This is a genomic window from Halomonas colorata (assembly GCF_014897985.1).
In the GTDB taxonomy this organism is placed as follows: Bacteria; Pseudomonadota; Gammaproteobacteria; order Pseudomonadales; family Halomonadaceae; genus Vreelandella; species Vreelandella colorata.
In genome coordinates this window covers 15,912-29,499 of record NZ_JABUZA010000029.1, presented here as the reverse complement: position 1 = coordinate 29,499, position 13,588 = coordinate 15,912, and the positions used below count along the sequence as shown (strand labels likewise).

Here is a 13,588-nt window from a genome sequence, read left to right as displayed (position 1 = left end):
TTAATTTTACTTAATGAATTTGCCCAATGCCTTGTGCGGCGGGCATTTCACGGCGTGGTTGCTTGACAGGTGTTTCAAGGCATTGCTATAAAACGCAGCTATGCTTTGAGGTTGTACCTTCTGGTGGCCATGCCGTTCAGAGCCATTTTTTTGAAACAGTTAAGGGGTGAAGTGTGAATAAGTCCGAGCTGATTGAAGCCATTGCCGCGTCTGCCGATATTCCTAAAGCAGCGGCAACCCGCGCATTGGATGCCATGGTGGAGTCTGTCACCGAGAGCCTCAAAAAAGGTGAAGGCGTTTCACTGGTAGGTTTTGGTACCTTCGCAATTAAAGAACGTGCTGCACGTACTGGTCGTAACCCGCAGACTGGTCAGCCTATTGAGATCAAAGCTGCTAAAGTACCCAGCTTCAAAGCAGGCAAGGCGCTGAAAGACGCCGTCAATTAATTGATCTGTGTTTAAGTAATCTAATGGGCGCATCGCATCCGCGATGCGCCCATGTTATTTTCTGGCCTGGTATTTAAGGGGTTATCCGAAAACAATTTTCGGGCAACATTAAGGTTTATTTGTATGGCTGTGTTTATCTGAGGCTAGCATGCTGCAAAGTATTCGAAATGGCTCCAGAAGCTGGGGCGCCAAAATTATTATCGGTCTCATGGTAGCTGCCATGGCGCTGTTTGGGGTGGAATCCCTGTTTAGTGTCTTTGGTAGTGATCCCAATGAGGTCGCAAGCGTTAACGGTGAGCCCATCATGCGTCAGCAGGTGGAGCTTGAAGTGCAGCGGGCGCTGCGCTCTGGCCAAGTGCCGCCAGAGCAGGAACGCGCGTTACGCAATGACATGCTTGATCAGCTGATTACACAGCAACTGCTAACGCAGTACGCCGATGACGGCGGTTTTTTTGTTTCCGATGCACAGCTAGATCAGATCATTGTTGGACTGCCCGAGTTTCATGACCAGGAAGGCCGTTTCTCAGCTGAGATTTTCCGCAACCGTCTGGCAGGCGCAGGCTACACGCCTGTCTCATTTAGGCAAGACCTGCGCCTTGACATCAAACGTCAGCACTTGCAGCAAGGTCTGGCGTTTAGTGATTTTAGCCTGCCAAGCGAACAGAATCGTTTAGCGGAGCTGCAGCGTCAGCAGCGCAGTTTCCGTTACGTATTGTTGGATAACGATAACGCCAATATCGAGACCAATGTCACCGACGAGCAGGTGCAAGCCTACTATGATGCCAATCAGGAGCGCTTTGAGCGTCCTGAGCAAGTGCGCGTCGAATATGTGCTGATTGATCGTCAGGAGATGGCTTCTGAAAGCGATGTCGATGAACAAACTCTGCGCAATGCGTGGCGTGAACAGAATCAAAATGCCGATCGACGTATCTCGCATATCATGGTGGCATTTGGCGATGAGCGCACTCGTGATGAAGCGCGCGAGATTGCTGAAACCGCAAAAAGCGATCTAGAAAGCGGTGAAACCTTTGCTGACACCGCACTGCGTTACTCTGATGATACGGCCAGTGCCGAAGAGGGCGGAGATTTAGGTACGATTTCACGCGGCATTTTTGGCGAAGAGTTTGATAATGCCGCCTTTGCCCTCGAAGAAGGAGACACTTCTTCGGCGGTGGAGATTGACGGTGCATTCCATATCCTTCAAGTGACCGAAATCGATGCGCCTGCATTTGAAGAGCAGCGTGAGATGCTGCGCCAGAACGTTGCCCTGACTGAAGTCAACGACACGTTTAATACCAAAGTGCAGCAGCTGATTGATGAAAGTTTCGCCGCTGAAGATTTGCAAAGCGTTGCCGACCAGCTGGACCTAACCCTCAATCAGACCGACTGGCTTGCCCGTGGTGAAGGGGAAGGCGTCCTTTCTGAGCCAGGCGTGCTGGATGAAGCCTTTAGCGACGAAGTCTTGGGAGATGGCTATAACAGCGAAGTCATCGAATTGGATGATGACCGTCGCCTGGTGCTGCGTGTCGCAGAGCATCGCGATGCAACATTGATTGGCCTGGATGAAGTGCGCGATGAAGTAGAGCAATCCGTCGCGGCAGAACAGCGCCAGCAGGCCGTGCTGGAGCAGGCGCAAGCCATGACCGCTGAGCTTAATGCCGGTGAGTCAGTCGATGTCGATTGGCTGGAGGCCGCCAATGTGAGCCGCCAGTCGGAGAGCGCATTGCCTCAGGCATTAGTGCAGGAAGCCTTCCGCATGCCACATCCGGAAGATGGCGAGAGCCTTTATCGGGCAGTTGTGTTGCCGCAGGGCGTTGCCGTGGTGGCCTTGGATGAGGTCTCTGACGGTGAGGTTGACGAACAGATGTCAGGTTTTGTCGCGCAAATGTCAGAGCAGTTAAGGGCTCAGGCAGTGATTCAAGGCTTGATTGATAACCTGCATCAGGATGCCGATATTAAGCGCTAGTCTACTCACGTAAGGCGAGCGCCTAAGATAACAACTGAGATAAAAAGCCGATCAAATTGATCGGCTTTTTTATCGCTAGATTATGAACAGACTAAGCCGCTGGAGGCGTTGTCAGGTCAAACTGGCGCAAGTGTGGCATGGTATTATGATCTGATCGTTCAATGATCACATCCCAGCCGTGCTGATTATCCCAGTCGCCCAGCACAAAGCGCTTGGCAGGCACATCTTCCACCGTAAGGTCGTGCACCTTTGGCCGGTGGGTATGGCCATGAATCATGGTAGTAAGGCCGAAGCGCTCCATCAGTGCTACTACTTCGTCCTGGGTCACATCCATGATCGCCTCAGCCTTGTTGGCATTGGCATCACCCGACTGTAACCGCAAGCTTTTAGCCAGTTCCAGGCGCTGCTCAAACGGCAGGGCCAATATTTGAGCCTGCCATTCAGGATTGCGTGACTGCTGGCGAAAGGCCATGTAGGCCTCATCCTTGGTGCATAAGCTGTCGCCATGCAGCAGGGCAACCGCCAGGCCTTCCAGCTCCACTTCCTGTACATCCGAGAGAAGCGATGCCTGGCAGGCATTGATAAAGCGATCACCCAATAAGAAATCCCGGTTGCCATGCATTATGTAAATGGCTGTACCGTTATCGCTCAGCTGGCGTAAGCGTTGGATAACCTCATGAGCTACCGCACTCAGCGGGTGCTGAGTATCAAGCAGGTCATCGCCAATCCACGCATCAAAAAGATCGCCCAGTATATAAAGGGCATTGGCTCCTTGAGCAGTGTGTTCCAAATAGCGATAAAACCCCTGATTGATCTCAGGGGTGTCGCTGCTTAGGTGCATATCAGCTACAAGCAGTGTGCGCATAAAGCTCCCGAAGGGTTATTCCGCTTCTTTTACATAGGCACGCTCAATAATCACGTCTTCCGCTGGCACATCGGCGTGCATGCCGCGGCGAGTAGTGCTCACGCCCTTGATAGCGTTAACCACATCCATACCTTCAACTACTTCACCGAAAACCGCGTAACCCCAGCCTTGCAGGCTTTTGCCGCTATGGTCTAAAAAGCTGTTGTCGCCCACATTGATAAAAAACTGAGCGGTAGCCGAGTTCGGATCCTGGGTGCGGGCCATGGCCAGCGTGCCAACGGTGTTTTTCAAGCCGTTGTCCGCTTCATTTTCGATCGGGTCACGCGTAGGCTTCTGATTAAAGTCCTGGTCAAAACCACCGCCTTGGACCATGAATCCGTCGATGACCCGGTGAAACAGTGTGCCATCGTAGAAGCCGTCACGAACATACTGCTCAAAGTTAGCCGCTGTTACCGGCGCTTTTTCATGATTAAGCGCGATAGTGATGTCACCGTGGTTCGTCTGTAATACGATCATAGATAAATTCCTGTTCAATAAAGGCGTTCGCCTTGGCGCTGTGCATCGGCGTCACGCTATAATAGCGGTTTTGCCCTGCACCGCGAAGCGCTAACCCGATTAGCGTAGGTACTGGTTGCCTGGCACGCCATCCACCACGAGGTTTTCAACACCACCATGACCAACGAGACCACCCCAGCGCCGAACTTCATTCGCAACCAAGTACGCGACGAAATCGAGGGCGGCCAGGTCACAAAAATCGTGACACGTTTCCCCCCTGAGCCCAACGGCTTTCTGCACATCGGTCATGCAAAATCGATCTGCTTGAACTTCGGGTTGGCGGAGCAAATGGGTGGTGACTGTCATCTGCGTTTTGACGACACCAACCCCGCAAAAGAAGAGCAGGCGTATATCGATGCCATTAAAGAGGACGTCAGCTGGTTAGGCTTTAACTGGGCGGGCCCGGTTCGCTTTGCCTCAGACTACTTTGATCAGCTTTACGCCTGGGCGCAGCATCTGATTCGCGAAGACAAAGCCTACGTGGATGATCTTTCACCCGATGAGATTCGTGAGTATCGCGGCACGTTAACGGCACCTGGCAAGCCAAGCCCTTATCGCGAACGCAGCGTCGAAGAAAATCTGGATCTGTTGGAGCGTATGCGCGCCGGTGAATTTGGCGAAAGCGAGAAAGTCTTGCGCGCCAAAATCGATATGGCATCGCCCAACATCAACCTGCGCGATCCGATCCTGTATCGCATTCGTCATGCAAGCCACCACCAGACGGGCGATAAATGGAAGATCTATCCTTCCTATGATTTTACCCATGGCCAGTCGGATGCGATCGAAGGGATTACCCACTCGATTTGTACTCTTGAGTTTGAAGATCACCGTCCCCTGTATGAGTGGTTCCTTAACAATCTGCCGGTGCCTGCAAAGCCGCGTCAGATCGAGTTTGCACGCCTGAATCTTGATTACACGCTGACCTCCAAGCGCAAATTGAAGCTGTTGGTTGACGAGCAGATTGTGGACGGCTGGGATGACCCGCGGATGCCGACGATTTCCGGTATGCGCCGCCGTGGTTATACCGCTGCCTCTATTCGTAAATTCTGCGAAATGATCGGGGTAACCCGCGCTGATGGCGGCTTGGTGGATATTGCCATGCTAACTCACGCTATCCGCTCGGACCTTGAAGATAACGCACCGCGTGCCATGTGTGTGTTGAAGCCGCTTAAAGTAGTGCTAACCAATGTGCCAGAAGGCCATGAGGAAACGTACGAAGTGCCGGGCCACCCCGCGCGTGACGATATGCCGATGCGCAAGGTGCCGTTTAGTCGAGAGCTTTACATCGACCAGGATGACTTTATGGAAGACGCGCCCAAGAAGTTCTTCCGCTTAGCGCCGGGTAAGGAAGTACGTCTACGCAATAGCTACGTCATCCGTTGTGATGATGTGATTAAAAATGCCGCGGGCGAGGTCACTGAGCTGCACTGTTCGGTTGATTTCGATACGTTAGGTAAAAACCCGGAAGGGCGTAAGGTCAAAGGCGTCATCCACTGGGTCAGTGCGGCCCACGGCGTTCCCATGGACGTGCGCCTGTATGACAACCTGTTTATGGTAGAGCAGCCTGACCGCGATAAAGACGTCGATTTCCTGGAGCACCTGAATCCAGAATCGCTCACCGTATGTCAGGCGATTGGCGAACCGAGTCTTGCCGATGCGACGTCTGAAGCACGTTTTCAGTTTGAGCGGGTAGGGTACTTCTGTGCTGACCGCCATCTGTCCAAACCGGGTCAGCTGGTGTTTAACCGTACCGTAGGACTAAAAGATAGCTGGGCGAAAATCAAACAGAAAGGCTAAGGAATAGTCATATGCAAATTTATAATACGCTGACGCGTCGCAAAGAACCATTTACTCCGCTGGTCGCGGGTAAAGTGAGCATGTATGTCTGCGGCATGACGGTGTATGACTATTGTCACCTTGGCCATGCGCGCGTCATGGTCGCGTTTGATGTCATTACCCGCTATCTACGCCATCGGGACTACGATGTTACCTACGTGCGCAACATCACCGATATCGACGATAAGATCCTCAAGCGTGCCGAGGAAAACGGGGAAAGCATTACCGCGCTCACGGAACGCATGATTGACGCCATGCATGAAGATGAAGCGCGGCTGAATGTGCTGCCTCCCAGTCATGAGCCCCGGGCAACGGGGCATATTGGCGATATCGTTGCGATGATCGAAACGCTAATTGCTAAAGGTTTCGCCTACCCCGCTGACAACGGCGATGTGTACTACCGGGTGCGTAAATTTACCGATTACGGCAAGCTCAATAATCGCCAGCTCGATGATATGCGCTCAGGCGCACGGGTTGATGTGGATGTTCATAAAGAAGATCCGCTTGATTTTGTGCTCTGGAAAGCCGCAAAGCCGGGTGAAGCGCACTGGCCGTCCCCCTGGGGCAATGGCCGTCCTGGCTGGCATATTGAGTGCTCGGCCATGTCGACCTGCTGCCTGGGCGATACCTTCGATATTCATGGTGGGGGGCCTGATTTGACCTTCCCGCACCATGAAAACGAAATTGCCCAGTCGGAAGCCGCAACGGGTAAAACCTACGTTAATACCTGGATGCATGCGGGGGCCGTGCGCGTTAATCAGGAAAAAATGTCGAAATCCCTGGGCAACTTTTTCACTATTCGCGATGTGCTGGTTGACCACGATCCCGAAGTGGTGCGTTATCTGTTAGTGGCCAGCCACTACCGAAGCGCGATCAACTACTCGATCGATTCTCTACATGAAGCCAGAAAGTCGTTAACGCGCTTTTACACCGCGCTGGAAGGCGTGGAGAGCGATAGCCAGGATGCTCAGGCAGACGCTGTCGGCAACTATCGAGAGCGCTTCACGGCCGTGATGGATGACGACTTCAATACGCCTGAAGCGCTTGCCGTGCTCTTTGACTTGGCCCGGGACTTGAATCGCGCCAAGAGCGAAGCGCCTGAAAAAGCTCGTCCGCTGGCCGCTGAGCTTAAACAGCTCGCCGGCCTATTGGGCCTTCTTCAGCAAGCACCCCAGGCGTTTTTAAAGGGCACGCAATCGCAAACCGCTGCGTTAAGCGAAACGGCAATTGAAGAAAAGATTGCTCAGCGGCAAGCGGCGAAAGCGGACAAGGATTTTGCCCAGGCGGATGCCATTCGTGACGAATTGGCCGCGTTAGGCATTATTTTAAAAGACTCCCGCGAAGGAACCACCTGGGTGGTTGAATCTCCGCAATAGGCATATGTAGTCCAGACGCCGCGATAGCGGCGTCTGGCATCCGCGCAAATGCCTCTTATACTGGAGTTTATAACCTCAGTATTTATAAATTCACGCTTCGCAAGGACAGGGTTTATAGATACGGGGCTTATAAACACAGCATTTATAAATGTAGAACCTGTAAATGCCAGGATGTGTAGGCAAGCTGGCATGAGCGTCAGTTTGCCTACAACGCTCAGCAACGAGCCCTTCAATAAAGACGTCTACTAAAGGATTGCCAAGATGCGCTTTACAATGAAACCTTTGCTATTGGTGACCAGCCTCTCGCTGGTAACACTCTCTCAAGCGAGCGCGAACGACCCCGTCGTAGTGTCTTCCAAGATCGATACGGAAGGCGCCGTGCTAGGTGAGCTGATCATTCAGACGCTGGAGCGCAACGGCATCTCCACTGAAAATCGTCTGCAGCTGGGTGCAACCAATGTTGTGCGTACCGCGCTGACAACCGGTGAGATAGATATTTATCCTGAATATACCGGTAACGGCGCGTTCTTTTTCGACATGGCTGAAAGCGACGTTTGGAAAGACCCTGAACAGGCCTACCAGACCGTACGCGAACAGGATGCTCAAAACGGACTGGTGTGGCTGACGCCGGCGAGTGCCAATAACACCTGGGCCATGAGTATTCGTGAAGATGTCGCTAGCGAACATAATTTAAAAACGCTGGATGATTTAGCCGCCTATATCGCTGATGGCGGAGATTTCAAATTCGCAGCCAGCGCTGAGTTCGTTGAGTCCGCCCAAGCGCTCCCTGCGTTTCAGGAGGCTTACGGGTTTGAACTGACGGCAGATCAGCTGCTGGTGCTTTCAGGTGGCAATACCGCCGCGACAATGCGCGCTGCGGCCCAACAGACCAGCGGTGTTAATGGTGCCATGACCTACGGGACCGACGGTGGATTAAACGCGCTGGGTCTGGTGGTGTTAGAGGATACGCGAGGCGTTCAGCCGGTGTATCAGCCGTCGCCTGTTGTGCGTGAAAGCGTTTTAGACGCCTATCCGGATATCGAGCCGCTGCTTGAAGAGGTTTTTTCAACTCTCGATGAAGTAACCCTGCAGGAACTTAATGCCAACGTAGCCGTTAATGGCCTATCGGCGGATCAAGTCGCCAACGACTATCTCGACAGTCTGGATAACTAATTAATGTCGCTTTTGGATGCGCTACCCACGCCCAGGCTAGGGCGTGGCAAGCACCCTAATGCTGTTTTAGTCAGTTTAAGCGTGACGATGCTTGCGGCGGTGTGGGGGTTGGACGCAGCAAGCGTTGCGGCGAATCGAATTGTCCAGGCGACAGGCGTTAGCGCAATGGATGCCATCGGCTGGCCCGGGGTGCTGCTGGCATCGCTATTAATTATCGCGGTGGGCGGGCTTGCCTATCAACCCAGCCGCACTAATTACTGGGCAGCCCTCGGGGTAGTGGTGTTAATTCTAGCGCTGATGCCGTTTGGATTAATGGTTGCTGGCCACTTTTTAATAGACCCGGAGCTTCCTCAAGCACGGTTAGGCATTGGGGCAGGCTACTGGGTTTTGTTGTTTATCCTGATGCTATGCCTGATTGAGCTGCGCTTAAAACTCGCCTTGAAGCGCTTTTGGCCGGTGGTGATACTCTCGAGCATAGGGCTGGTCTGGTGGCTATGCGCATCGCTATGGTTGAGCGATTTGGCGCTGGTTCAAGAATTTAAAGCTCGTGATCGACAGTTTATCCAGGCGGCTTTAGAGCATATTTTACTGGTAAGCGTGGCGGTCAGTATTAGCATCGTCTTGGGTACGTTCTTGGCGTTGTTGATGCGACGCTTTGTAAAACTGCAGAAAAGTGCTTTTGCGATACTCAACTTTCTCCAAACCATTCCGAGTCTGGCCCTGTTTGGCCTTTTGCTGGCGCCGCTTGCCTGGCTGGCCGCTAACGTACCTATCCTTGCCCAGTTAGGGGTCAGTGGGATTGGTAATACGCCGGCGTTAATTGCATTGGTGGCCTATAGCCTGTTGCCCATGGTGCGCAATACCTACATTGCGCTTGAAGAAGTCAGCCCTGATACGCTGGAAGCCGCCAGCGCCATGGGCATGCGCGCCAGCCAGCGGTTCTGGCAGGTGCGCTTACCCCTGGCCCTTCCGATTATGCTTGAGGGGGTGCGTATTACCACCGTACAAGCCATAGGACTGACAGCGGTTGCCGCGTTAATCGGCGCTGGCGGGTTAGGAACGTTTATATTTCAAGGGCTCGGCCAAGCTGCTATGGATATGGTGCTGCTTGGCGCACTGCCTATTTTGATACTGGCTTTGGTGGTGGATGCTGGGCTGGGTGCCTTGGCTGAAGTGCTGCGCCCCGGAGGTGTTCGATGATTGAGCTATCACAAGTCACCAAACGCTTTGGCGATGAAACGGCGGTCAATGCGATTGATTTGAAGATCGCCAAAGGCAAATTTTGTGCGCTGGTAGGCACGTCGGGCTGCGGTAAATCAACCACGCTGCGTATGATCAACCGCCTGATCGAGCGTAGCGATGGTGATATTATCCTGGATGGCCAAGCCATTGAGGCTTACGACCCGGTCAAGCTGCGTCGCCGGATTGGCTACGTGATACAAAGCACCGGCTTATTTCCGCATTGGACGGTCGCGCGCAATATCGGCCTGGTGCCTCGGCTACTCAAATGGTCGGCTGAGGATATTCAGGCGCGTGTAAAAGAGCTGATGGAGTTGCTCGGCCTGCCCGTTGAGGAGTTTGCCCACAAGTATCCGTATCAGCTTTCCGGCGGACAGGCGCAGCGCGTAGGTGTAGCACGGGCTCTGGCGGCGGATCCGGATATTCTATTGATGGATGAGCCCTTCGGTGCGCTGGACCCGATTACCCGCATCAAGCTTCAGGATGAGCTGGCAAGTCTTCAGGCTCGCCTGCATAAAACGGTGGTATTTGTTACCCACGATATGGATGAAGCATTAAAACTTGCCGATCATCTAGTGGTGATGCGTGACGGTTTGATTGTGCAGCAGGGCACACCGCTGGCGCTTTTGCAGCACCCGAAGGACTCCTTTGTCGAATCGCTTTTGGGTGGACTGGAGCGCGGTTTAAAGCAGGCGGCATTGACGCGCGTAAAAGATCATATGTCGTCTATGGGACCCACCTTGCCTTCACAGTATCGTATTCCCGCGGACTTCTCTCTGCGCCAGGCGCTATCGATGATGCTGCGGGATCATACCGACCGCCTTGCCGTTGTCGACCAGCACGATGTGCCCATTGGCGAACTGTCGCTGCGCAAAATCGTTAAAGAGGCCCAGCTGGAAAAAGGAAGTATGCGTGAAACCTAACGTAAAACAGCCTGCTCGCCCGTCAGCGCAATCCCCCAGCAATCGCTTATGGGGGCAGCCGCTACTTTGGGGCTTATTGCTGGCGATCTGTGTGCTGGGTATCCCGTATGCAGAAGGGCTCTTTCGGTGGTTTGAACCTAATGCCCGGCAGGTGATTTATCAGCGCGCGCATTTCTACGATCTGCTTGGGCGTCATCTGCTGGTGGTGGGAGTGGCGGCGATTGTCACTATTAGCCTTGGCGTTGGCGCGGGGATTGCGGTGACGCGCAAAAAAGGCCAAGACTTTTTACCCTTAGTATCGCAGCTTGCATCGCTTGGGCAAACGTTTCCACCGGTGGCGGTACTGGCGCTGGCGGTGCCGGTGCTGGGTTTTGGTACGCTGCCCATTATCATGGCGTTAATGCTGTATGGCCTGCTGCCGATTGTTCGCAATACGCTCACAGGTCTTCAAGATGTGGACGCCGATATGAAAACCGCTGCCCATGCCATGGGCATGACGCCGTTACAAACGCTTTATCAGGTAGAACTTCCGCTGGCCGCGCCGGTTATCCTGGCCGGAATTCGTACATCGGTGACGATTAATATTGCCACCGCTGCCTTGGGTGCAACCGTTGGGGCCAGCAATTTGGGCGACCCGATTATTGCCGGCATCATCAATGGCAATATGGCGTATGTTATCCAGGGCGCGCTACTGATTGCGCTGCTGGCACTGACGATCGATAGCCTATTTGATGCCTTACAAAGCAAGATACGCCTGCATTTGTCGTCCTCCCCAGGGGATTTGGCCCGTCATTCGACACGTTAAGCGGCGCCTTGCCTAAGTCGCCTCATCTCAAAGCGCGCTATCGCGTGTCTCTTCGTCTTAAGTTGAATCCCTTATTGTCTTGTGCTGCGTTACTGTCGCAGTAGTTGCGTTGACTTAAACCAGATAAATCCACTGGCATAAAAGGTCATCACCAACAACACTGCCTTCAAAAGGGGCAAAACAAGGACAATAATGATGACGCACTACGTACACCAGCCGACATTCATGACCGGTGATGAGCTGTCCATTGACACCTTCAGCGTGCTTGATCCTGAAGGCGAGCTGTATAGCGGCGCCGAAGAGCCGGCGCTTGAACGTGACCATGCTCGCAGGCTTTATCACGCCATGCTTTCCACCCGGATTCTTGACGAGCGCATGATGGCCGCTCAGCGCCAGGGGCGGCTTAGCTTCTATATGCAGTGTGTCGGTGAAGAAGCTGCCGTTATCGGCTCTACCGCTGCCCTGAGCGACACCGACATGATCATGGCCCAGTACCGTGAACAGGGTGCTCTGATGTATCGCGGCTTTTCCATTGATGAATTTATGAACCAGCTATTTGGTAATGAGCTGGATTATGGCAAAGGCCGCCAGATGCCGGTTCACTACGGCTCGCGCAAGCTCCATTACATGACAATTTCCTCACCGCTGGCGACGCAAATTCCTCAGGCGACAGGCTACGCATACGGCCAGAAGCTTGCCGGAGACGGTAACTGCACGCTGACCTTTTTTGGCGAAGGTGCCGCCTCAGAAGGCGATTTTCATGCGGCGCTGAATATGGCTTCGGTGCATAAAGTACCGGTCATTTTTTTCTGCCGTAATAACGGCTACGCCATTTCCACCCCGGCGGTTGAGCAGTTTGCCGCCGACGGCATCGCACCGCGTGCATTTGGCTACCATATGCATGTTATTCGCGTGGATGGTAACGACGTGCTGGCGGTTTTTGAGGCCACGCAACGGGCGCGAAAAATCGCCGTTGAGCAAAATCAGCCCGTGTTAATTGAGGCCATGACGTATCGCCTTGCGGCGCATTCATCATCTGATGACCCGTCGGGTTACCGGCTGAAAAGTGAAGAAGAAACGTGGCGGCTCAAAGACCCTGTGCTGCGTATGCAGAAGTGGATGCTTAAAAAGGGCTGGTGGAGTGAGGAGGAAGAGACCCACCTGCAGGAAACCCTGCGTCGTGAAGTGCTCGAAACCATGAAGCGCGCTGAGAAACGTCCGTCTCCGCCTCTGGATAGCCTGGTTAGCGATGTCTATGCCGACGTTACCCCAGCGCTGCAGCGCCAATTCGATCACCTGAAAAGCCATATTCGCCGTTATCCCGAGGCATACCCGCGCGGAATGCAATCGCTGGATCTAGACGTGGATACCGCCACCAGCCCGCAGGAGGACGCGTAATATGCCCACGATGAATATGCTACAGGCAATTAATAATGCGCTGGATATTGCCATGGCGGAGGATGAAAAAGTCATCTGCTTTGGTGAGGACGTGGGCATTTTTGGCGGTGTATTCCGAGCAACCAGCCATCTTCAGGAAAAATACGGCAAGGCACGCTGTTTCAATACGCCCTTGGTCGAGCAGGGGATTATTGGCTTTGCCAACGGTTTAGCCGCGCAAGGCTCCGTTCCGGTAGCAGAAATTCAGTTTGCTGATTATATCTTTCCCGCCTTTGATCAGATTGTTAATGAAACCGCCAAATATCGCTATCGTTCCGGCGATTTGTTTAACGTCGGCGGGCTTACCATTCGTACGCCTTATGGCGGCGGTATTGCCGGGGGCCTTTATCACTCTCAGTCCCCCGAAGCCTACTTTACGCATACGCCAGGTCTGAAAGTAGTGGTGCCGCGCAACCCTTACCAAGCCAAGGGATTGCTGCTGGCGGCAATACGCGATCCAGACCCGGTGCTGTTTATGGAGCCCAAACGTCTTTATCGCGCCTCAGTTGGTGAAGTGCCTGAAGAGGATTATCAGCTGCCCATTGGCGAGGCGGAAATCATCAAGGAGGGCAGCGATATTACCCTGGTGGGATGGGGCGCGCAGATGGAAGTGATTGGTAAAGCGGTAGAGCTTGCTGAAGAGCAGGGCATTGCCTGCGAAGTCATTGATCTTCGATCGTTGCTTCCCTGGGATGCCGATACCGTGGCCGAGTCAGTGCTAAAAACGGGCCGGTTAGTGGTCAGTCATGAAGCGCCGTTAACCGGCGGGTTTGCCGGTGAAATAGCGGCGACCATACAAGAGCGTTGTTTTCTCTACCTGGAATCGCCGATTAGACGGGTAACCGGGCTTGATACGCCTTTTCCGCTAGTACTGGAAAAAGAGTATTTCCCGGACCACCTGAAAATTTATGAAGCGATTCGCGAAAGCGTTAATTTTTAGCGGTTTAAAGCGCCTAAGAACGCATGG

12 protein-coding genes are annotated in these 13,588 nt (G+C 53.4%); 10 read left to right on the top strand and 2 right to left on the bottom strand.

The features are described from left to right. Positions 1–173 precede the first annotated feature (173 nt). Together INT33_RS14235 and INT33_RS14230 are read left to right on the top strand one after the other, a co-directional pair. Positions 174–446: an HU family DNA-binding protein gene (locus INT33_RS14235; RefSeq protein ID WP_018916250.1), complete on the top strand. Its 273-nt coding sequence runs from the start codon at positions 174–176 to the stop codon at positions 444–446. 148 nt (positions 447–594) lie between these two features. After that, positions 595–2,412 carry a SurA N-terminal domain-containing protein gene (locus tag INT33_RS14230; RefSeq protein WP_193092215.1) on the top strand — a complete coding sequence of 606 codons (1,818 nt, stop codon included), beginning with the start codon at positions 595–597 and terminating at the stop codon, positions 2,410–2,412. A gap of 91 nt (positions 2,413–2,503) precedes the next feature. Here the strand turns inward: INT33_RS14230 and INT33_RS14225 are convergent, their stop codons facing one another. Beyond that, positions 2,504–3,277, bottom strand: coding sequence for a UDP-2,3-diacylglucosamine diphosphatase (locus INT33_RS14225; protein WP_193092214.1), 774 nt, complete (start codon positions 3,275–3,277; stop codon positions 2,504–2,506). 15 nt (positions 3,278–3,292) lie between these two features. Then, positions 3,293–3,793 (bottom strand): peptidylprolyl isomerase, encoded by a 501-nt coding sequence (locus tag INT33_RS14220; protein ID WP_018916247.1) that lies wholly within the window; start codon positions 3,791–3,793, stop codon positions 3,293–3,295. Between the two features lie 156 nt (positions 3,794–3,949). On the opposite strand from INT33_RS14220, the gene INT33_RS14215 reads away from it, so the two are divergent. The 8 genes from INT33_RS14215 to INT33_RS14180 all read left to right on the top strand — a co-directional run bounded on the left by INT33_RS14215 (position 3,950) and on the right by INT33_RS14180 (position 13,561). Then, complete coding sequence (locus tag INT33_RS14215) at positions 3,950–5,629, top strand: glutamine--tRNA ligase/YqeY domain fusion protein (protein ID WP_193092213.1); 1,680 nt, start codon at positions 3,950–3,952, stop codon at positions 5,627–5,629. Between the two features lie 11 nt (positions 5,630–5,640). Then, on the top strand, positions 5,641–7,044 hold the full coding sequence (gene cysS, locus INT33_RS14210; protein WP_193092212.1) for a cysteine--tRNA ligase: 1,404 nt from the start codon (positions 5,641–5,643) through the stop codon (positions 7,042–7,044). 261 nt (positions 7,045–7,305) lie between these two features. Beyond that, positions 7,306–8,217, top strand: coding sequence for a glycine betaine ABC transporter substrate-binding protein OsmF (gene osmF, locus INT33_RS14205; protein WP_193092211.1), 912 nt, complete (start codon positions 7,306–7,308; stop codon positions 8,215–8,217). A gap of 3 nt (positions 8,218–8,220) precedes the next feature. After that, positions 8,221–9,417, top strand: a complete 1,197-nt coding sequence (locus INT33_RS14200) for an ABC transporter permease (RefSeq protein WP_193092210.1) — start codon at positions 8,221–8,223, stop codon at positions 9,415–9,417. Beyond that, positions 9,414–10,379, top strand: coding sequence for an ABC transporter ATP-binding protein (locus INT33_RS14195; RefSeq protein ID WP_193092209.1), 966 nt, complete (start codon positions 9,414–9,416; stop codon positions 10,377–10,379). Before INT33_RS14200 ends, INT33_RS14195 begins: the two co-directional genes overlap by 4 nt. After that, positions 10,369–11,184 (top strand): ABC transporter permease, encoded by an 816-nt coding sequence (locus tag INT33_RS14190; protein WP_193092208.1) that lies wholly within the window; start codon positions 10,369–10,371, stop codon positions 11,182–11,184. The genes INT33_RS14195 and INT33_RS14190 overlap by 11 nt, the downstream gene beginning before the upstream one ends. Positions 11,185–11,379: 195 nt before the next feature. Beyond that, positions 11,380–12,582: a thiamine pyrophosphate-dependent dehydrogenase E1 component subunit alpha gene (locus tag INT33_RS14185; protein WP_192538569.1), complete on the top strand. Its 1,203-nt coding sequence runs from the start codon at positions 11,380–11,382 to the stop codon at positions 12,580–12,582. A 1-nt stretch (position 12,583) separates the two neighbouring features. Continuing rightward, positions 12,584–13,561, top strand: coding sequence for an alpha-ketoacid dehydrogenase subunit beta (locus INT33_RS14180; RefSeq protein WP_193092207.1), 978 nt, complete (start codon positions 12,584–12,586; stop codon positions 13,559–13,561). Positions 13,562–13,588: the final 27 nt, after the last annotated feature.

Excerpts from the sequence above, each read along its gene's own strand:
- INT33_RS14230 (WP_193092215.1), top strand. The coding sequence starts at position 595 with ATGCTGCAAAGTATTCGAAATGGCTCCAGAAGCTGGGGCGCCAAAATT.
- INT33_RS14225 (WP_193092214.1), bottom strand. The coding sequence starts at position 3,277 with ATGCGCACACTGCTTGTAGCTGATATGCACCTAAGCAGCGACACCCCT.
- INT33_RS14220 (WP_018916247.1), bottom strand. The coding sequence starts at position 3,793 with ATGATCGTATTACAGACGAACCACGGTGACATCACTATCGCGCTTAAT.
- INT33_RS14215 (WP_193092213.1), top strand. The coding sequence starts at position 3,950 with ATGACCAACGAGACCACCCCAGCGCCGAACTTCATTCGCAACCAAGTA.
- cysS (WP_193092212.1), top strand. The coding sequence starts at position 5,641 with ATGCAAATTTATAATACGCTGACGCGTCGCAAAGAACCATTTACTCCG.
- osmF (WP_193092211.1), top strand. The coding sequence starts at position 7,306 with ATGCGCTTTACAATGAAACCTTTGCTATTGGTGACCAGCCTCTCGCTG.
- INT33_RS14200 (WP_193092210.1), top strand. The coding sequence starts at position 8,221 with ATGTCGCTTTTGGATGCGCTACCCACGCCCAGGCTAGGGCGTGGCAAG.
- INT33_RS14195 (WP_193092209.1), top strand. The coding sequence starts at position 9,414 with ATGATTGAGCTATCACAAGTCACCAAACGCTTTGGCGATGAAACGGCG.
- INT33_RS14185 (WP_192538569.1), top strand. The coding sequence starts at position 11,380 with ATGACGCACTACGTACACCAGCCGACATTCATGACCGGTGATGAGCTG.
- INT33_RS14180 (WP_193092207.1), top strand. The coding sequence starts at position 12,584 with ATGCCCACGATGAATATGCTACAGGCAATTAATAATGCGCTGGATATT.